Origin of the sequence: Microbacterium sp. oral taxon 186 str. F0373, from assembly GCF_000411455.1 — a bacterium.
Classification (GTDB): domain Bacteria; phylum Actinomycetota; class Actinomycetes; order Actinomycetales; family Microbacteriaceae; genus Microbacterium.
Genome location: NZ_KE150458.1, coordinates 601,083 through 620,785 on the forward strand (window position 1 = coordinate 601,083; position 19,703 = coordinate 620,785).

At 69.2% G+C, this 19,703-nt stretch carries 15 protein-coding genes; 13 read left to right on the top strand and 2 right to left on the bottom strand.

Annotation, left to right across the window (positions count from 1 at the left end; translation table 11 throughout):
• Window positions 1-18: 18 nt before the first annotated feature.
• Entirely contained in the window at window positions 19-4,779 is a 4,761-nt protein-coding gene (locus HMPREF1529_RS13005) for an ExeM/NucH family extracellular endonuclease (RefSeq protein WP_157533946.1), read from the bottom strand.
• A gap of 306 nt (window positions 4,780-5,085) precedes the next feature.
• Between HMPREF1529_RS13005 and lepA the strand changes: the two genes are divergently transcribed.
• The 13 genes from lepA to leuA all read left to right on the top strand — a co-directional run bounded on the left by lepA (window position 5,086) and on the right by leuA (window position 18,901).
• A complete protein-coding gene (gene lepA / locus HMPREF1529_RS13010; RefSeq protein ID WP_005049411.1) occupies window positions 5,086-6,936 on the top strand; it encodes a translation elongation factor 4 in 1,851 nt (616 codons plus the stop codon).
• 28 nt (window positions 6,937-6,964) lie between these two features.
• A complete protein-coding gene (locus HMPREF1529_RS13015) occupies window positions 6,965-7,615 on the top strand; it encodes a DUF1990 family protein (RefSeq protein WP_016465142.1) in 651 nt (216 codons plus the stop codon).
• Window positions 7,615-8,832, top strand: coding sequence for a radical SAM family heme chaperone HemW (gene hemW / locus HMPREF1529_RS13020; protein WP_005049413.1), 1,218 nt, complete (start codon window positions 7,615-7,617; stop codon window positions 8,830-8,832). The genes HMPREF1529_RS13015 and hemW overlap by 1 nt, the downstream gene beginning before the upstream one ends.
• A gap of 58 nt (window positions 8,833-8,890) precedes the next feature.
• Window positions 8,891-9,928, top strand: coding sequence for a heat-inducible transcriptional repressor HrcA (hrcA, locus tag HMPREF1529_RS13025; RefSeq protein ID WP_016465143.1), 1,038 nt, complete (start codon window positions 8,891-8,893; stop codon window positions 9,926-9,928).
• 52 nt (window positions 9,929-9,980) lie between these two features.
• The gene (gene dnaJ, locus HMPREF1529_RS13030) at window positions 9,981-11,090 is read left to right on the top strand and encodes a molecular chaperone DnaJ (protein WP_005049415.1); all 1,110 of its coding nucleotides are present in this window, start codon (window positions 9,981-9,983) and stop codon (window positions 11,088-11,090) included.
• Window position 11,091: 1 nt separating this feature from the next.
• Window positions 11,092-11,844, top strand: a complete 753-nt coding sequence (locus tag HMPREF1529_RS13035; protein ID WP_016465144.1) for a 16S rRNA (uracil(1498)-N(3))-methyltransferase — start codon at window positions 11,092-11,094, stop codon at window positions 11,842-11,844.
• A 23-nt stretch (window positions 11,845-11,867) separates the two neighbouring features.
• Window positions 11,868-12,215 (top strand): HIT domain-containing protein, encoded by a 348-nt coding sequence (locus HMPREF1529_RS13040; RefSeq protein WP_016465145.1) that lies wholly within the window; start codon window positions 11,868-11,870, stop codon window positions 12,213-12,215.
• Complete coding sequence (locus HMPREF1529_RS13045) at window positions 12,208-13,350, top strand: PhoH family protein (RefSeq protein ID WP_016465146.1); 1,143 nt, start codon at window positions 12,208-12,210, stop codon at window positions 13,348-13,350. Before HMPREF1529_RS13040 ends, HMPREF1529_RS13045 begins: the two co-directional genes overlap by 8 nt.
• Window positions 13,347-13,814, top strand: a complete 468-nt coding sequence (gene ybeY, locus HMPREF1529_RS13050) for an rRNA maturation RNase YbeY (RefSeq protein WP_016465147.1) — start codon at window positions 13,347-13,349, stop codon at window positions 13,812-13,814. Before HMPREF1529_RS13045 ends, ybeY begins: the two co-directional genes overlap by 4 nt.
• Complete coding sequence (locus HMPREF1529_RS13055; protein ID WP_005049424.1) at window positions 13,811-15,130, top strand: hemolysin family protein; 1,320 nt, start codon at window positions 13,811-13,813, stop codon at window positions 15,128-15,130. Before ybeY ends, HMPREF1529_RS13055 begins: the two co-directional genes overlap by 4 nt.
• The gene (gene era, locus HMPREF1529_RS13060) at window positions 15,127-16,029 is read left to right on the top strand and encodes a GTPase Era (protein ID WP_016465148.1); all 903 of its coding nucleotides are present in this window, start codon (window positions 15,127-15,129) and stop codon (window positions 16,027-16,029) included. Before HMPREF1529_RS13055 ends, era begins: the two co-directional genes overlap by 4 nt.
• A 1-nt stretch (window position 16,030) precedes the next feature.
• The gene (locus HMPREF1529_RS13065) at window positions 16,031-16,978 is read left to right on the top strand and encodes an NADP-dependent oxidoreductase (RefSeq protein ID WP_016465149.1); all 948 of its coding nucleotides are present in this window, start codon (window positions 16,031-16,033) and stop codon (window positions 16,976-16,978) included.
• 162 nt (window positions 16,979-17,140) lie between these two features.
• The gene (gene leuA, locus HMPREF1529_RS13070; protein ID WP_016465150.1) at window positions 17,141-18,901 is read left to right on the top strand and encodes a 2-isopropylmalate synthase; all 1,761 of its coding nucleotides are present in this window, start codon (window positions 17,141-17,143) and stop codon (window positions 18,899-18,901) included.
• 93 nt (window positions 18,902-18,994) lie between these two features.
• Here the strand turns inward: leuA and HMPREF1529_RS13075 are convergent, their stop codons facing one another.
• Window positions 18,995-19,681 carry a trimeric intracellular cation channel family protein gene (locus HMPREF1529_RS13075; RefSeq protein ID WP_016465151.1) on the bottom strand — a complete coding sequence of 229 codons (687 nt, stop codon included), beginning with the start codon at window positions 19,679-19,681 and terminating at the stop codon, window positions 18,995-18,997.
• Window positions 19,682-19,703: the final 22 nt, after the last annotated feature.

The window sequence follows — 19,703 nt, forward strand, 5'->3', positions numbered from 1 at the left end:
GGCCTCGGGTACGAGCGATCAGCCCATGAGGCTCCGACGACGACGTGTCATCGCGAGCAGCAGGCCGGCCGCGAGCAGGAACGCTCCGCCGAGCGCGAGACCCCAGGGGAGCTCGGCGCCCGTGGTGGCGAGTGTGCCTTCACCGACCACCTGAAGCGGAAGGTTCAGCACGACCCGTCCGTCGGCACCCAACACGATGAGGTGGTGAGTACCCAGCGGGAGCGTCGACGGCACGGTCACGGTGAACATCACGCGGCCCGCGGCATCAGCGGCCGGGATGCCGGTGATGACGATCGGATCGCTGTTCAGCGTGGCGACCACCTGTTCGCGCGCGCCCAGCCCGGTGAGGGTCACCGTGAACGACGCGCCGCGCTCGATGCGCCCATCGGCCGACAGCCCCGCGCTCGACACACCCGCCGCCGCACCGCCGGTGCTCGGCAGCGTCGTCGACGGCGACGGAGACGGCGCACCGGTCGGGGCGCCCGTCGGGGAGGGCGAACCGGTCGGGGACGCGCTCGAGGTCGGGTCCGGCGTCGGTGCGGTGGTGGTGACCAGCACAGCGCGTCCGACCGGCGAGGGCGCCATCGGCTTGACCGCCGCTGCGTAGGCGAGCGTCGCGTCGAGGTCGACCTGACCGGTGTCGGTGCGGGCGGTTCCCTGCGCGAACGGCGTGAAGCCGTCCCCGCCGTTGGCGAGGAACGAGTTCGTCACCACCGTGAAGGTGTCGGCGTCGCTGATCTTCTTCCCATCCAGCGACATCGACACGATGTGTCCCGACCGCGACGCCGTCTGGCCGGCGAGCGGTGCATCCTCGGTGTACTCGTAGGTGAAGCCCTTCGAGACGCCCAGGTGCAGCTTGGGACGGTCGCCGGTCGCCTGCCACTGGCGCGTCAGGATGTCCTTCAGCTGGGCACCGGTGAGGGTCACCGTGACGAGCGTGTTCGCGAACGGCTGCACGGCGGCGAGTTCCTTGAACGTCACCGTCCCGTCACCGCTCCGCACGAGGTCGGCACGCAGTCCGCCCGGGTTCATCAGCGCGATCTGCGCCTTCGTGCCCGCGTAGGCCGGGTTGGTGCTCGTGGCCCACAGATAGATGTCGGCGACGGTGTTGCCCATCGTCGACTCGACTCCGCGATCCGAGCCGCCCTTCCCGCCGCGCAGGATGTCAGCCGTGATGGCACCGACCGGCTTGGAACCGATCGTGCTGGCCTGCGCGGTGAAGGCGGCGACCATCGAGGCGACCGCCGCATCGGCCGGGTAGGCCTTGGCGAGCGCCTGCGTCGATCCAGTCGCCGACACCAGCTCGTGAGCGTCGGTGTCGTACTGCAGCGAGAGCTGTCCGAGCGCCTTGCCGTACTCCGACGCCTGGATGACCGGTCGCAGCTTCCCGCTGGAGCCCACCTGCACGTTGCACGCGTAGGTCTGGTGCGTGTGCGCGGAGACGATGGCATCGATGTGGCTGGATGCCCCGCGGATGAGGGTGCCGAAGTCCGAGGGGTCGGTGGCGACCGCGTCGCACTGGTTCGACACCGACGAGCCGGAGTGCGTGAGCAGCACGGTGACATCGGCCAGATCACCGTTGGAGATCTTGTCGGCGACGCGGTTGGCCGCCTCGAGCTGGTCGCCGAAGTCGATGTCCTTGATTCCCTGCGGATCGACCATGCGTGCCGTGTCGGTCGTGACGGTGCCGATGAACGCGACGCGCACGCCGTCGATCGTCTTCACGGCGTACTCCGGGAGCGCCGGCGTCTTCGTGCCCTTCTGGTACACGTTGGCGCCGAGCGCGTAGGGCGAGCCCGCCGCGATCTGCTCCGGCGTCACGTTCTTGACGTCGGTGTTACCGCCGAAGCGCGGCAATACCCGGCCCTTGAGATCGTCGAAGCCACGGTCGAACTCGTGGTTGCCCACCGCCGACACCTCCAGCCCTGCGGCCTTCAGCGCGTCGATGGTCGGGCTGTCCTGCTGGATCAGCGAGGTGAAGGTCGACGCCCCGATGTTGTCGCCGGCCGAAACCAGGATCGTGTTCGGGTTCTTCGCCTTCTTGGCGGCGACGGCCCCGGCGAGAACGGCGGCTCCCGCCTCGCCCTGGCTACCGGCCTCGATGCGACCGTGGAAGTCGTTGATCGTCAGGATGTCGATCATCGTCGGTGCGCTCTTGCGCGCGGACAGACCGACCTTCAGCGGATCGTGATCGCTCGAGCGATACGGTCCGTCCTGCCACAACAGCGTGCCGTGGTTGTTGTAGCGGCTGTACTCCAGCGCCACCGACTCGCCCGAGTTGATGTTCCAGACATCCCCTCCGGTGACGCGCTTGCCGGCCGCCGCGTTCAGCAGCACGTGGTCGAGCGAACCCGAGAGACCGTCGAACGAGTAGGTGGAACGCCCCACCTTCAGCGCCGACTCGGCATCCGTGTAGCCCGCGTCGTAGAGGACCTTCAGCGGGTCCTCCTGGGTGTAGGAGTTGAAGTCGCCGACGAGGACGGCGGCCTCGCCGGTCGTGGTGATCGAAGAGACCCAGTCCCGCAGAGCGGTCGCCTGAGCGACGCGCGCCGGGTTCCAGGCACCCTGGCCGTCCTTCTGGTCGGCCTGCGATCCGCTGGCGCCGCTGGAACCCTTCGACTTGAAGTGGTTCACGACGAACAGGAACGGCTCGCCGCCACCCGCGGGCGCGAACTTCTGCGCGATCGGCTCGCGTGCGTTGTCGAAGGCCTGCCCTGAGCCGGACTGCGTCCCCAGCGCGAGCGCATCGCCGACCGGGGCGACCCGCGCCGGCTGATAGATGATCGCGTTGCGGATGACGTCCTGCTGCGACGCATCGGGCAGCTGAGCGGATGCCGGGACGTAGGCCCACTTCTCGCTTCCCGCAGCGGCGTTGAGCGCCGCGACGAGGGTCGAGACGGCCTTGTCCGGCGTCGACGGCGTGGACTTGGCCGAGTTCTCGATCTCCATGAGACCGACCACCGAGGCATCCAGCGTGTTGATGGCCGAGACGATCTTCGACTGCTGACGGGCGAGGTCCGCCGCACCCCACGCACCGCGCAGGTCGCAGCCGCCGCGCACGTTCGTGCCGACGCCGGCGCGGTCGGTGTACGGCTGGCAGGACGCATCGGACGAGCCGAGCGTCGTGAAGTAGTTGAGCACGTTGAACGAACCCACGCTGAGGTCACCGCCGACCGAGGCGGGAGCCGCGGTGCGCGGGTTGGTGAAGCTCGCCTGCCCCTGCGTCTTGCCATCGCCGGCGAGGAAGGACACCGGGTTCAGCTTCCATGCGTTGTTGCGGTAGTCGAGCACGAACGCGCCGCTCAACGATGCCGTGCCGCCGACGACGACCGGCTTGTCGAGCGAGACATAGGCCGGAGTCAGGTCGCCGTTGAGCAGCGCGCCCGCACCCTTGTTCGCCCGCGCGGCGTAGTCGAGCGAACCGCCGTCGTCGAGGATGACGCCGCGGGCCAGGTTGTCGGCCGCGACGGCTTCGGCCTCGGAGGATCCGGGCCGCGCGACGTCGGTGGGCTGACGAAGAACGCCCGCGCCTGCCGCAAGGCCGACCTCGCCGTACCGGTTCGTGTTGTTGGTGTTGGTGACCGTGAAGGTGCTCGAGACGCTGACGAGCATCGACTCGAGGCTCTCGCGCTGAGTGATGGCACTCGGCCAGGTGGTGAGCACGACGGGGGTGGGCTTCGCAGCATCCGCGATCTTCGTCGCCTTGCCGGCGTCGACGGTGAGCTGGGTAAGCCCGTTGAACTCGCCCGCCGTGCCGGTGACGCGCACGGTGTCGCCGAGTGCGACCTCGCTGGCCACGGCCGAAGTCTTCGCATAGACGAAGATGGCGTCGGATGCCGTGTGGGTGCTCAGATCGACCGTTCCGCCCGTTCCGGGCGTCTGGATGACGTAGCCGTTGTAGCCGCCCGTCGCGTAGTGAGCGGTGACGACGCCTTCCGTCGTAACCGTCTGACCGTTCAGCGGCGTCTTGTCGGCGGATCCCTGAATCGCGGCGATCGATGTGATCGTCTCGGTCCCGGGGGTTCCCGTCGACGTCGGCTGCGGCGTCGGGGTGGACGTCGTCGTGGGCTGGGGAGTGGGGGACGCGGTACCGGTCGGCCCGGGCGTCGGCTCCGCGCCGGAGGCGGAGTTCTGCGGAGTGGGGGCGCCCACGGCGAAGTCCGCGCTGTTGACGGCAGTGTTGGTGTGCGACGCGTTACGCGAGATGCTGGTCGCGTTCTCGGTCGCGGAAGCGGGGGAGCCGGCCGCGGGTGTCGCGGAGTCTCCCCAGGCCACGTAGTCGACGACGCCGGCATCGTTAGGCCCGGTGATGGCGGCCGAGCTGGAGACGAGGGCGACCTTGCCGGTCGTCCCGCTCAGCGCGAGCGAGCCGACGGCATCCGGTGTGGGAAGAGGCGTCGTCCCGCCTTGCCCCTTCGCCTCCTGGACGAGGAATGTGCGTCCGGCGGCGATGGTGCCGCTGAGGGGCTGCGCCGAGAACTTGTTGTCGCCGCCTGCTGCGGCGTACTGCAGCGTCCAACCGTCGAGGCTGACCGGCGCCGACGAGACGTTCACGAGTTCCACGAAGTCGTGCGTGTAGGTGGCCTTGCTGTTGCCGCCCCCGCCGTAGACCTCGTTGATGAGCACGGCGGCGTCCGCGGAGACCGCCGCCCGAGCGGGAAGAGCGGCCAGACCCGCGCCGGTGAGGGCGAGGGCTCCGGCGGTGATGGCGGCGACGAACGAGCGTCGCTTCCGCCTCTCGGCGGTGGGACGCATGGCGTCCGGTGTCGGATCTGACACGTGTTCTCCCTGATTTCGCATGCAACAGCGGACAGCCGCATACACGGCGGTCCTCTTCGGTGATTGAGTGCCGATGATGAGGTGGCTGTGAGACGAAAAGGTTTCACCGAAGTGAACGCCGCACGACATCCGGTCCCATCGAACGTGAGATCGAGCTTCTGTGGCGCGGATCGCGGCGGCAAGAGAATGAGCGGTTAACTCTTTCTCATCCTGCGCGGCCCTGGCGCGTCGCGCGACGGGGACGCTAGAGTCCCGCGCGCAGCGGCGCGGGGGCGCCGCCGCAGACGCCGGTAGACTGCTCGGGACATGTCACCGCGCGCCCTGAAGCCTCTCGAGCCGTCTGCGACCCCTCCAGAGCTGATCCGCAACTTCTGCATCATCGCCCACATCGACCACGGCAAGTCCACGCTGGCCGACCGCATGCTGCAGATCACCGGCGTGGTCTCGGACCGCGATATGCGTGCGCAGTACCTCGACCGTATGGACATCGAGCGCGAGCGCGGCATCACGATCAAGTCGCAGGCCGTCCGCATGCCGTGGGCAACGACCGACGGCACCTTCGCACTGAACATGATCGACACGCCCGGCCATGTCGACTTCACGTACGAGGTCTCGCGCTCGCTGGCCGCCTGCGAGGGCGCCATCCTTCTCGTGGATGCCGCGCAGGGCATCGAGGCGCAGACCCTCGCGAACCTCTACCTGGCGCTGGAGAACGACCTCCAGATCATTCCGGTGCTCAACAAGATCGATCTGCCCGCCGCCGATCCGGAGAAGTACGCCGCAGAGCTGGCGAACCTCATCGGCGGCGACCCCGCCGACGTGCTGCGGGTCTCGGGCAAGACGGGCATGGGGGTGGAGGAGCTGCTCGACCGCATCGTCGAGCGCATCCCCGCGCCGGTCGGCGACGCCGACGCCCCGGCGCGCGCCATGATCTTCGACTCCGTCTACGACGCGTACCGCGGCGTCGTGACATACGTCCGCATGGTCGACGGCAAACTCGAACCGCGCGAGCGCATCCAGATGATGTCCACGCGAGCGACCCACGACCTGCTCGAGATCGGTGTCTCCAGCCCCGAGCCGGTTCCCACCCGGGGCCTCGGCGTCGGCGAGGTGGGCTACCTCATCACCGGCGTGAAGGACGTGCGCCAGTCGAAGGTCGGCGACACGATCACCAACCACCGCAAGCCCGCAGGACAAGCGCTGGCCGGCTACACCGACCCCAAGCCGATGGTCTTCAGCGGCATCTACCCGATCGACGGCAGCGACTACGCCGATCTGCGTGAGGCGCTCGACAAGCTGAAGCTGTCGGACGCGTCACTCCAGTACGAGCCGGAGACCTCCGTCGCGCTGGGCTTCGGGTTCCGTTGCGGATTCCTGGGCCTGCTGCACCTCGAGATCATCACGGAGCGGCTGTCGCGCGAGTTCGGCCTCGACCTGATCACCACGGCCCCGTCGGTGACGTACGAGGTCACGACCGACACCGGCGAATCCGTCACGGTCACCAACCCGAGCGAGTACCCGGACGGCCGCGTCGCGAGCGTCTCGGAGCCGGTCGTCAAGGTCGGCATCCTGCTGCCCAAGGACTACGTCGGCACGGTGATGGAGCTCTGCCAACAGCGCCGCGGAACGCTCCTCGGCATGGACTACCTCAGTGAGGACCGGGTCGAGCTGCGCTACAACATGCCGCTCGGCGAGATCGTCTTCGACTTCTTCGACCACCTGAAGTCGAAGACCCAGGGCTACGCGAGCCTCGACTACGAGCCTGCCGGATCCCAGGAGGCCGATCTCGTGAAGGTCGACATCCTGCTGCAAGGTGAGAAGGTCGACGCGTTCAGCTCGATCGTCCACCGGGAGAAGGCGTACGCGTACGGCACCCTCATGACCGAACGCCTGCGCAAACTCATCCCGCGCCAGCAGTTCGAGGTGCCCATCCAGGCCGCCATCGGCGCGCGGATCATCGCGCGCGAGAACATCCGCGCCATCCGCAAGGACGTGCTCGCCAAGTGCTACGGCGGCGACATCACCCGTAAGCGCAAGCTGCTGGAGAAGCAGAAGGAGGGCAAGAAGCGCATGAAGATGGTCGGTCGCGTCGAGGTGCCTCAGGAGGCCTTCATCGCTGCGCTCTCCGGCGATGTCGAAGGCAAGGACAAGAAGTAAGCCGGACGCCCCGGTTAGGCTGGACATCATGCGTCGCGGGAGCTTTCAGGACGACACGGTCGACTATGCCGCCGTCGGCGCCACGCAGGCGCACGACCTGATGAGCTATCCGCCGGAGAACAGCGTCCCAGCGGAGCACTCATGGCTGCTGGGAAGCGGACAGGCTCGCTTCGAGTCGTCGGCCGACGCGCTGCTGTCGTGGACGGCGCTGCGCGGAGCGGGTCTCACGATCTCGGACGTGCGTCCAGCGGCCGGCCCTATGTACACCGGGGTCGGCTACGACGTCGACGGCAATCCGACGGTGGCGAGCCGTCTGGAAGCCGACCAGCGCTTCGACGCCGACGGGACCCCGTACGTCGCTGCGGGAACGACGGTGCGGGTGCGCGGACACGTCAAGGGCATGAACGCGGACGGTGAGCTGCGCGTCATCTACGCGATCGAAGAGCCCCGGCGCGTCGGCTTCGCTCTGGGGACGGTCGGCGACTCCGTCGTGAGCGGCGAGGAGTCGTTCATCGTGACGTGGGCGGACAACGACGAAGTACGGTTCACGGTGCGCGCCTTCGACCGTCCCGTCGCCACGCTCTACCGCATCGTTCCGGCACTGGTGAAGCGACGCCGTCGTGAGCTGTTCCGCGGGTACCTGCAAGCCATCTCTCCGCTGTACACGACGCCGGTCTGATGGGCTCCGCCCTCCCTCTCGGTGACCCCGCGCCGGTCGACGGCGCGCTGCCGTCCGACATCTCGATCGACCCCGCCCGCGACTTCGGCGTCTACCTGCACGTGCCCTTCTGCCGAGTACGCTGCGGCTACTGCGACTTCAATACCTACACCGCCACGGAGCTCCGGGGCGCGCGCCAGGATGCGTACGCCGACGAGGTGCTCCGCGAAATCGCTCTCTCACGGGGCGTGCTGTCGGCGCGGGGGCCCCTCCGCGCGGCATCCACCGTCTTCTTCGGCGGCGGCACCCCCACTCTGCTTCCCGCGGGGGATCTGGCACGGATGCTCGACGGCATCCGCTCCGCCTTCGCGCTGGCCGCCGGTGCCGAGGTCACCGTCGAGGCCAACCCCGACACGGTCACCGTCGCGATGGCTCACGAGCTCGCCGAGGCCGGCGTGACGCGGATGTCGATCGGCATGCAGTCGGCCGTACCGCACGTGCTCGCCGCCCTCGAGCGCACCCACGATCCGGCCGGCGTGCAGACGGCCGTCGACGCGGCACGCTCGGCCGGCCTCGACGTGAGCGTCGATCTGATCTACGGCGCACCGGGGGAGTCGTTGGACGACTGGCGTCGTTCGGTCGAGGCGGCCGTGGCGCTCGCACCCGACCACATCTCCGCGTACGCGCTCATCATCGAAGAGGGCACGAAGCTCGAGCGCCAGATCCGCCGCGGCGACGTCGCCGCGCCGGACGACGACCTCCAGGCGGACATGTACGAGCTGGCCGACGAGGCGTTCGCATCGAGCGGGTTCGGCTGGTACGAGGTGTCGAACTGGGCGACGGCGCCCCGTCACCGCTCCCGCCACAACCTCGCGTACTGGCGCGGAACCGACTGGTGGGGCTATGGCCCCGGGGCGCACAGCCACGTCGACGGACTGCGGTGGTGGAACGTCAAGCACCCTGCGGCGTATGCGCAGCGCCTCGCCGCCGGCACGTCGCCCGCAGCGGCGCGGGAGCGCCCCGATGCCGCTGCGCGGAGACTCGAGGACGTGCTCCTGCGGTCGCGGATCGCCGAGGGCATCGCGGTGTCCGAGCTGACCGGAGAGGGTCGTCACGCGATCGCCGCGCTCATCGCCGACGGGCTCATCGACGGATCGTCCGCCGTGCGCGGCCGCGTCGTCCTCACCCGCCGCGGACGGCTTCTGGCGGATGCCGTGGTGCGCGCCCTCACCGCCTGACCATCCGATCGCGGTAATATTGGCACTCGACGACCCTGAGTGCCAACAAGGAGGAGCGATGGTCTCGGAACGCGGCCTGCAGGTCCTCCGCGCGATCGTGCAGGACTACGTCGACACCCATGAGCCCGTCGGCAGCAAGGCTATCGTCGAACGTCACCAGTTCGGCGTGTCCGCGGCCACCATCCGCAACGACATGGCGCTCCTGGAGGACGAGGAGCTCATCGCCGCGCCGCACACGTCCTCCGGACGCGTGCCCACCGACAAGGGCTACCGCGTGTTCGTCGACCATCTCGCCGACCTGCGGCCACTGTCCACGGCGCAGCGCTCGGCGATCTCGTCGTTCCTCAGCGATCCGGGCGATCTCGACGAGCTCCTGATGCGCACCGTGCGCGCCCTCACGCAGCTCACCGGGCAGGTCGCCATCGTGCAGTACCCATCGTTCGCCCGCGCGAACGTCACGCACGTCGAGTTCGTCCATCTGGGCGGACCGCGCGTGGTGGTCATCGTCGTCACCGACACCGGACGAGTCTCCCAGCGCGTGGCCTTCCTGGCCGAAGAGCTCACCGAGGATGCCGCCCGACAGGTCAAGACCGCGATCGCACGACTGGTCACCGGTAAGCCCGTCGCCGAGGCCGCGGCCGCGATCGTCGATCTCTCGGCATCCGCTGCAGACGGCACCCGCATCGACGCCGCGTTGCGCACCGTCGCGCGCATCGTGGGCGAGGAGCTCGAGGACTTCCGGCAGGACCGGCTCGTGATGGCCGGAAGTGCGACCCTCGCGCGGCGCGAGGGCGACTTCCGCGGCAGCATCTACCCGCTGCTGGAGGCCATCGAGGAGCAGGTCACCCTGCTGCGTCTGATGGGCGAGATGGTCGCCGACGAGCACGGTCTCGCCGCGAGCATCGGTCGGGAGAACGAGCCCTTCGGACTCACCGAGGCCTCCGTCCTCACGAGCGAGTATGACGCAACGGGCACCCGCGCCCGCGTCGGCCTTCTCGGCCCCACCCGCATGGATTACCCCACCAACCTCGCGGCGGCCCGCGCCGTCGCGCACTATCTGAGCCGACTGCTCGACGAGGACGACACGTCCCGCTGAGCGTTGCGCTCCCGAACACCGACCCGCGCCCGTCAGGGCAGGAAAGGCGATTGTGGCCGACCACTACGAAGTCCTGGGCGTGTCCCGCGATGCGAGCCCCGACGAGATCAAGAAGGCGTACCGGCGTCTCGCGCGCGAGCTGCACCCCGACGTCAACCCCGGAGCGGACGCGTCGGAGCGTTTCAAGCTCGTGACCCACGCGTACGACGTCCTCAGCGACCCGGAGCAGCGCCAACGCTATGACATGGGCGGCGACAGCTCGCCCTTCGGCGGAGGCGGCGCAGGCTTCGGTGGGTTCGGCGACATCTTCGAAACGTTCTTCGGCGGCGGGGGAGCACGGGCCGGCCGACCGCGATCGCGACGTGAGCGCGGCCAGGATGCACTGGTGCGGGTGACGCTGGATCTCGGCGACGTCGTCTTCGGCACCCACCGTGACATCGACGTCGACACAGCGGTGCTGTGCGAGACCTGCGAAGGATCGTGCTGCCAGCCGGGCACTCAGCCGGCGACGTGCGACATCTGCCACGGTTCCGGTCAGGTGCAGCGCACCGTGCGCAGCCTTCTCGGCAATGTCGTGACCTCGCAGCCCTGCACCACGTGCCAGGGCTACGGCACGACCATCCCGTACCCCTGCGCGACGTGCCAGGGACAGGGCCGCGTGCGCGCACGGCGGACGGTGTCGGTCGACATCCCCGGCGGCGTGGAGACGGGCCTGCGCCTCCAGCTGCCCGGCTCGGGCGAGGTCGGCCCGGCGGGCGGTCCGAACGGAGACCTCTACCTGGAGGTCACCGTCGCCACCCACGAGGTCTTCAGCCGTGACGGCGACGATCTGCTCGCCACTCTCGAGGTCTCGATGCCCGACGCGATCCTCGGCACCCACACGACGATCTCCTCGCTCGACGGCGAGGTCGACCTCGAGGTGCGATCCGGCGTGCAGTCCGGCGACGTCCTGACCATCAAGGGCCGCGGCATCACGCCCCTCCGCGGCGGCACGCGCGGCGACCTCCGTGTCGGCGTGCAGGTCGTCACCCCGACGAAGCTCGACGCCAAGGAACGCGCTCTCATCGAGGACTTCGCCAAGAAGACCAAGGCCCCAGCTCCCCGCCTGGCGCAGTTCCACCAGGGCATGTTCTCGAAGCTGCGCGACCGGTTCCGCGGCTGAGATGGCACTGCACTTCCTCGTCGACGAACCGCCGACCGACGGGCCCGCCGTCGCCGATGCGGCTCCGGGCGACGAGATCGTCATCACCGGCGCCGAGGCCCACCATGCGGCGGTCGTCCGCCGCGTCCGGGTCGGTGAGGAGGTCACCGTCGGCGACGGTGCGGGCGTCTGGCTCACGGGCGTCGTCGCGGCATCCGCCCCCAAACGCGTCGCGGTGACGGTGACCGGCCGCACCGTCACCGAGGCGCCGACGCCGCGTCTCGTTCTCGCCCAGGCGCTCGCGAAGGGCGACCGCGACGAGCTCGCGGTGCAGGCGGCGACCGAGCTCGGCGTCGACGAGATCGTGCCGTGGCAGGGGGCGCGCAGCGTGTCGCGCTGGAGCGGCGACAAGGCCGTCAAAGGCGTCGCGCGTTGGCAGAGCATCGTCCGCGAGGCCGCGAAGCAGGCGCACCGCTCCTGGGTTCCGCGCGTGTCGACGCCGGTGTCAGTCGCCGGCCTCGCCGCACGTGCCGCACACGCCCGCGTGCTGGTGCTGGAGCCGACGGCATCCGTGCCCCTCAGCGCGCTCTCGATCGCCGACAGCGCGGAGATCGTGCTCGTCGTCGGCCCCGAGGGCGGAATCGCTCCCGACGAACTCGACGCGCTGGCCGCGGCCGGAGCCACCGCCGTCCGCCTCGGCGACACGGTGCTTCGCACCTCGACGGCCGGACCGGCTGCCCTCGCCGTCGTCAACGCCCGCCTCGGCCGCTGGTGACGGGCGCTGACTACACTCGGAGTATGAGCGAACCGTCCATCTTCACGCGCATCCTGGAGGGCGAGATCCCGGCCGAGATCCTCGCCGAGACCGAGAACGTGTTCGCGATCCGCGATATCGCACCCCAAGCGCCCGTGCACCTGCTGATCATCCCGAAGAGTGCCGCCTACCGCGATGTCGTCGAGTTGGCCGCGTCCGACCCCGCCCTCCTGAGCGAGATGATCGCACTCGCGAACACTCTGGCCGCCGAGCACGCCGACGGCGACTTCCGCCTGGTGTTCAACACGGGGCCGGGCGCCGGTCAGACGGTCTTCCACGTCCACGCGCATGTGCTGGCCGGGGGACTGGACGAGGGGAGCCTCGGTGGCTGATTCCGCCGACGACGCGAACGCGACCGAGCACGCGGTCGACCGGATTCTCGCGGACGGAGTGGCGATGGTCCAGTTGCTCGGACCGCAGGACCGGCTGCTGCGCGTCGTGGAGCGCGAACACCCCGACGTGCAGGTGCACGTGCGCGGCAACGAGATCACTCTCACCGGTGCCGCCGCGTCCGTCGCACGCGCCCGCGCACTGGTCGACGAGCTGATCGAGATGGCGCGCGCGGGACAGGGCCTGGAGCCCTCCGACGTGCAGGCCTCGAATCGCATCCTCCGGGCTGACACCGGTGAACGCCCGTCCGACGTACTGGGCGAGGCGATCCTGAGTTCGCGTGGACGCACGATCCGCCCGAAGACCCTCGGTCAGAAGCGGTACGTCGACGCGATCGACGAGAACACGATCGTCTTCGGCATCGGCCCCGCCGGAACCGGCAAGACCTACCTCGCGATGGCGAAAGCCGTCCAGGCGCTGCAGCGCAAGGAGGTCGACCGCATCATCCTGACGCGGCCGGCGGTGGAAGCGGGGGAACGCCTGGGGTTTCTGCCCGGCACCCTGACCGACAAGATCGACCCGTACCTGCGGCCGCTCTACGACGCGCTGAACGAGATGATGGACCCGGAGATCGTCCCCAAGCTCATGGCGTCGGGCACGATCGAGGTCGCCCCGCTGGCGTACATGCGCGGACGCACGCTCAACAACTCGTTCGTCGTGCTCGATGAGGCCCAGAACACGACGCCCGAGCAGATGAAGATGTTCCTCACGCGTCTGGGCTTCGGCACTCGTATGGTCGTGACCGGTGACATCACCCAGGTCGACCTGCCGCAGGGAGCCTCGGGGCTGCGGCTCGTGACGCGCGTGCTGAAGGACATCGACGACATCCACTTCTCGCTGCTGACCAGCGAAGACGTGGTGCGCCACAGCCTCGTCGGCCGGATCGTCGATGCCTACAGCGTGTACGACGAGCAGCGCCTGGCCGCCCGCCGAGAACGAGACGAAGCCGCCGAGTTCGCCAATCGCACCGAGCGTCGCAGCGGTATGCCGCGCTCCGGCGGACCGCGAGACCACCTGCCACCCCGGGACAGCCGGGGACACCACGGCCCCCACGGAACACAGCGAGGACGCTCATGACCATCGAGATCACCAATGAGTCCGGCGTCGACATCGACGAGACCGTGCTGCTGCGCCTGACCGAGAACAACCTCGCGGAGCTGCACGTCAGCCCGGATGCCGACGTCGCGATCCTCCTCGTCGACGAAGGCGCCATGGAGGCTCTTCACGTGCAGTGGATGGACGAGCCGGGCCCCACCGACGTGCTCAGCTTTCCGATGGACGAGTTGCGACCGGGCACGCAGGAACAGCCCACGCCGCCGGGACTGCTCGGCGACATCGTGCTCTGCCCCCAGGTCGCCGAGACGCAGGCTCAGGCAGCCGGCCACACGACCGTCGACGAGCTGATCCTGCTGAACACGCACGGGCTGCTGCACCTGCTGGGCTTCGACCACGCCGAGCCCGAGGAGGAGCGCGAGATGTTCGGTCTGCAGCGCGACCTGATCGCCGCTTTCCACGTCTCGGAGCGTCGACGACGCGCATGACCGAGATCCTCCTGCTCATCGCGGCGGCCCTCCTGGTCGCGCTCGGCGGTCTGATGGCGGCGCTGGACGCGGCGCTGGGCGTCACCTCGCGCGCCGACCTCGCCGAGATGGCGACGTCAGGACGCAGCGCGACCGCTCTCGGGCGGATCGGCGCCGATCCCGAAGCCCACGGCAACGCCGTCGTGTTCATCAGGATCCTCGCCGAGACGACGGCGGCCGTCGTGGTGACGGTCGCCTTCACGATCGCGTTCGACAGCATCTGGTGGGCCATGCTCGCCGCCGCGGTGCTGATGACCGTGGTGTCGTTCGTCCTGGTCGGCGCAAGCCCCCGCGCCGTCGGGCGCCAGCACGCCCGCGGATTGCTGCAGGCGTGCGCCCCGCTCGTCCGCGGCGCGCGCATCGTGCTCGGCCCCCTCGCACACCTGCTCGTGCTCGTCGGCAACCGGGTGACGCCCGGCATCCACCGCGGCGCCTCGTTCGCGAGTGAGGAGCAACTGCTGAGCATGGTCGACGAGGCCGCATCGCAGGACCTCATCGAGGAGGACGACCGCGAGCTCATCCACTCCGTGTTCGAGTTCACCGACACGTACGTGCGCGAGGTGATGGTTCCGCGCACCGACATGGTGACGATGGATGCCGCCGCCACGACGCAGCAGGCGATGCAGCTCTTCCTGGACAAGGGCGTGTCACGGGTTCCGGTCGCCGACGGCGAAGCCGACGACATCACCGGCGTCGTGTACCTCAAAGACCTCGTGCAGTTCGCGTTCCGCGATGAGACCGCATGGCGGGACGCCCCGGTCGCCCAGATCGCGCGGCCGGCGGTGTTCGTGCCCGAATCGATGAAGGCCGAGACGCTGCTGCAGCAGATGAAGCGGGATGCCGTCCATGTGTGTCTCGTCGTCGACGAGTACGGCGGCGTCTCGGGGCTCGTGACGCTCGAAGACCTGATCGAGGAGCTCGTCGGCGAGATCTCCGACGAGTACGATCCCCGCTCCAGTGAGATCGTCGAGCTGGGCGAGGGACGGTACCGCGTGAGCGCGCGCCTGGGCCTCGATGAGGTCGGCGAACTGTTCGGTCTCGAGCTCGAAGACGAGGACGTCGACTCGATCGGCGGCCTGCTCGGGAAGCTGCTCGGCCGTGTGCCCCTGCCCGGTGCGACCGCGGAGTACTCCGGGCTGCGCTTGACGGGAGGCGCCTCCCGCGGGCGCGGTCGGGGCCTCGCCACGGTGTTCGTCGAACCCACCCCCAGCCTGCTTGCCGTCGACGCCGCCTTCGGCGACGACAACCGCACCGACCGGGAGGATGCCCACCGATGAGTTCCAGCCCCCAGACCCGCTCCGGGTTCGTCACCTTCGTCGGCCGTCCCAACGTCGGCAAGTCGACGCTGACGAACGCCCTCGTCGGCGAGAAGGTGGCGATCACCTCCGACAAGCCGCAGACCACCCGGCGCGCGATCCGCGGCATCGTCAACCGCCCGGCCGGCCAGCTCGTGATCGTCGACACCCCCGGCATCCACAAGCCCCGGACGCTCCTCGGCCAGCGCCTGAACGATCTCGTGGAGCAGGTGCTCGGCGACGTGGACGCGATCGGCTTCCTCGTGCCCGCCACGGAGAAGGTGGGTCCCGGCGACCGCCGCATCGCGGCATCCCTGGACGGATACCCGCGCGCGAAGAAGGTGGCCATCGTCACCAAGACCGACATCGCCTCCCGCGACGAGATCACCGAACGGCTGATGGAGGTCGACAGTCTGCGCGAGGACTGGGACGCGGTGATCCCGCTGTCGGCCGTCGCGAACGAACAGCTCGACGTGCTCGCCGACGAGCTGCTGACGCTCATGCCGACCGGTCCCGCGCTCTATGAGGAGGGGGTGGTCACCGACGAGTCGCTCGAGGACCGCATCGCCGAGATCATCCGCGAGGCCGCGCTGGAAGGCGTGCGTGACGAGCTGCCGCACTCGATCGCCGTCACGATCGACGACATCTCGCGCCGCGACGAGGGCGAGCTCACCGACATCTACGCGAACCTGGTCGTCGAGCGCGACAGCCAGAAGGCGATCATCATCGGCCACAAGGGCTCGCGGCTGGCCGCCGTCGGCGCGCGGGCGCGAGCGCAGATCGAGCCGCTCATCGGCACGAAGGTGTTCTTGAAGCTGCACGTGCGGGTCGCCAAGGAATGGCAGCGCGATCCCAAGCAGCTCGGACGGCTGGGGTTCTGACATGACGCAGCGAACGGCGCGGCAGTGGCGGGCAGTACGGGCAGGCGGCCCCGAGGCGTGGGAGCTCGCGGAGGTCGAGGTTCCCGCCCCGGCCCGCGGCGAAGTGACGCTCCGTGTGCGCGCGGCTGGCATGAACCCCGCCGATGCGAAGCATGTCGCCGCCGAGAACGGGCAGTCCTGGCCCGTGCCGATCGGCTACGAGGTGTCGGGCGAGATCACCGCGATCGGACCCGACACCGAGATCGGTTCGGGATCTGCCTCCGTCGGCGACGAGGTGGTGGCCTTCCGGGTGCAGGGCGGCTACGCGACGGAGATGACGGTGGATGCCGCGAAGGTGTTCCGCAAGCCGGAGCCGCTCAGCCACCCCGAAGCGGCGAACCTGCTGCTGACCGGGACCACCGCCGCGGAGATGCTGCACGTCGTCGCGGCGAAGCCGGGGGAGACGATCCTCCTGCACGGCGCGTCGGGGGCGGTGGGTGTGGCCGTGCTGCAGCTGGCGGCGCCGCGCGGCATCCACGTCATCGGGACGGCGGCGGAGAGTTCCTTCGAGCGAGTGCGCCACTTCGGCGGCGACCCCGTCACGTACGGTCCGGGGCTGTTCGAGCGCGTGGTCGCGATCGCCGGTGACGTTCCGATCGTCGCGGCGCTGGATGCCGTGGGCACCGATGAGGCCGTCGACGTGTCGCTTGCGCTGGTGGCCGATCGCGACCGTATCGTGACGATCGTCACGCCGTCGCGGGCGAACGCCGATGGGTTCCGCTGGATCGCCGGCGCCCTTCCGGCAAGCGCCCGCTTCCGCGACGAGGCGCGCGCGGGCCTCATCGCGGCGGCGAACGCCGGGACGCTCGCCGTCCCCGTGGCGCGGACCTTCCCGCTCGAGGACGCCCCCGCCGCGCTCGCGCTGCTGGCCGAGGGACACCCCGGGGGAGCCCTGGCGCTCATCCCGTGAGTTTCGTCGAGCTCGTCGCGCAGGTGTACGCTGTCCCCATGCGCGCGTTCGGCCTCCTTCTTAGCCGCCGCGACGAGACCTCGTTCTAGGGCCCTCCTCGTCGCGGAGCTTGTCATCGTCTGACACTCGGCCCGCACCATCCGACGAAGAGAAGCGAACCCCATGAAGAACATGCAGCAGCCTTCCGGCATGCCGACCCACAAGTACCGCCCGTTCCACGAGCAGATCCGCGTCGACCTGCCTGATCGCACGTGGCCCGACGCCCGCATCACGACCGCACCGCGCTGGTGCGCCGTCGACCTGCGCGATGGCAACCAGGCCCTCATCGACCCGATGAGCCCCGAGCGCAAGCGCATCATGTTCGAGCTGCTCGTGAGCATGGGCTACAAGGAGATCGAGGTCGGCTTCCCCTCGGCCAGCCAGACCGACTTCGACTTCGTGCGCCAGCTGATCGAAGAGAACCTGATCCCCGACGATGTGACCATCCAGGTGCTGACGCAGGCGCGCGAGCACCTGATCGAGCGCACGTACGAGGCGATCGCCGGCGCGAAGCAGGCGATCGTGCACCTCTACAACTCCACGAGCGTGCTGCAGCGCGAGGTCGTCTTCCGCAGCGACAAGCAGGGCATCATCGACATCGCACTGAACGGCGCGCGCCTGTGCCGTGAGTTCGAGAAGCGCATCCCCGAGACCGCGGTGTACTACGAGTACTCACCCGAGTCCTACACGGGCACCGAGCTGGAGTTCGCGGTCGACATCTGCAACCAGGTGATCGAGATCTTCGAGCCGACCCCGGAGCGCAAGGTCATCATCAACCTGCCGGCGACCGTCGAGATGGCCACGCCCAACGTGTATGCCGACTCGATCGAGTGGATGAGCCGCCACCTCGCCCACCGCGAGAACGTCATCATCTCGCTGCACCCCCACAACGACCGCGGCACGGCCATCGCCGCCGCCGAGCTCGGCTACATGGCCGGAGCGGACCGCATCGAGGGCTGCCTGTTCGGAAACGGAGAGCGCACCGGCAACGTCGACCTGGTCGCCCTGGGCATCAACATGCTGACGCAGGGCATCGACCCGCAGATCGACTTCAGCGACATCGACCAGGTCAAGCGCACGGCCGAGTACTGCAATCAGCTGCCCGTGCCCGAACGCAGCCCCTGGGCGGGCGACCTCGTGTTCACCGCGTTCAGCGGGTCGCACCAAGACGCGATCAAGAAGGGCTTCGAGTCGATGGAGGCGCGGGCCGCGGCATCCGGGGTCACCGTCGACGACATCGAGTGGGCCGTGCCCTACCTGCCGATCGACCCGAAGGATCTCGGTCGCTCGTACGAGGCCGTCATCCGCGTCAACTCGCAGTCCGGCAAGGGCGGTGTCGCGTACCTGCTGAAGACGGATCACGCCCTGGACCTGCCCCGCAAGCTCCAGATCGAGTTCTCCGGCGTCGTGCAGGCCAAGACGGATGCCGAGGGCGGCGAGGTCTCCAGCGACCAGATCTGGGACATCTTCACCGACGAGTATCTGCCGGCGCGCGATGCCGACGCGAAGTGGGGCCGTTTCGAGCTGCTGTCCACGCGGACGCAGAGCGACATGTCCGGCGAGGTGTCGCTGGATGTCGCCCTCCGCGACGGCGAGGAGACGATCGCGACCCGCGGCGTCGGCAACGGTCCCGTCTCGGCGTTCCTGGAGATCGTGCGGACGCAGGGTTTCGACGTGACGCTGTACGACTACGTCGAGCACACGCTCAGCGCCGGCGGCGACGCGCAGGCCGCGTCTTACGTCGAGCTGCAGGTCGACGGTGAGCGGCTGTGGGGCGTCGGTATCGACGGCGACATCTCGACAGCGTCGCTGAAGGCCATCGTCTCCTGCATCAACCGCGCGATTCGCACGCGCGAGCGCTCCGGCTCGCTCGCCGCCGTCTGACGCCGCGTTTCGACTCGTCGCTGCGCTGCGCGCTCAACGACCGGGAGGCCTCTCGGCCCCGGTCGTTGAGCGCGCGCGGCGCGTCGAAACGCCTCAGGAGCGGATGATCGGGATCGCGCTGGTCTCGACGGCGACCTTACGCCGATACAGCGCACGCTGCTCGGGCAGCGAGATGTCGAAGATCACCGCGAGCAGCCGGATGACGGTCGTCACCACCACCGAGGCGATCGCGGCGGCCACCAGCGGCGCACCGACGGCGTGAGCGAAGGCGAGCAGCGCGCAGCCGACCGCGGCGGCGACCGCGTACAGGGAGCCGACATGCATGATCGCCACCGGCAGCCCCATGATCACGTCGCGAAGGATGCCGCCGCCCACCGCCGCGCAGACGCCGACGAACGCCGCGGGCACCGGGGGAAGGCCGAGCGCCAACGCTTTGGAGGTGCCGAAGGCGCCGAACAGGCCGATGACCACCGCATCGAGGGCAACGATCACCGCGTTGAGGCGTTCGAAGATGTTGGCCAGCAGCATGCCCACCAACGCCGCCGCGACGGCGGTGATGAGGTACCAGTTGCTCTTGAGCGTCGCGGGCTCGACGTTCAGCAGCAGGTCGCGAATGATGCCGCCGCCCATGCCCATCACCGTGCCGACGATGACGACGCCGAGCAGGTCGAGCCGGCGCTGTCCGACGAAGCCCGACGAGAACAGCGCCCCCTGTACGCCGCCGAGGCCCACGGCGAGGAGGTCGGCCCAGAGGGGGATCACGAACAGCTGCTGCGTCACCTGACCATTGTCTCCAATGCGG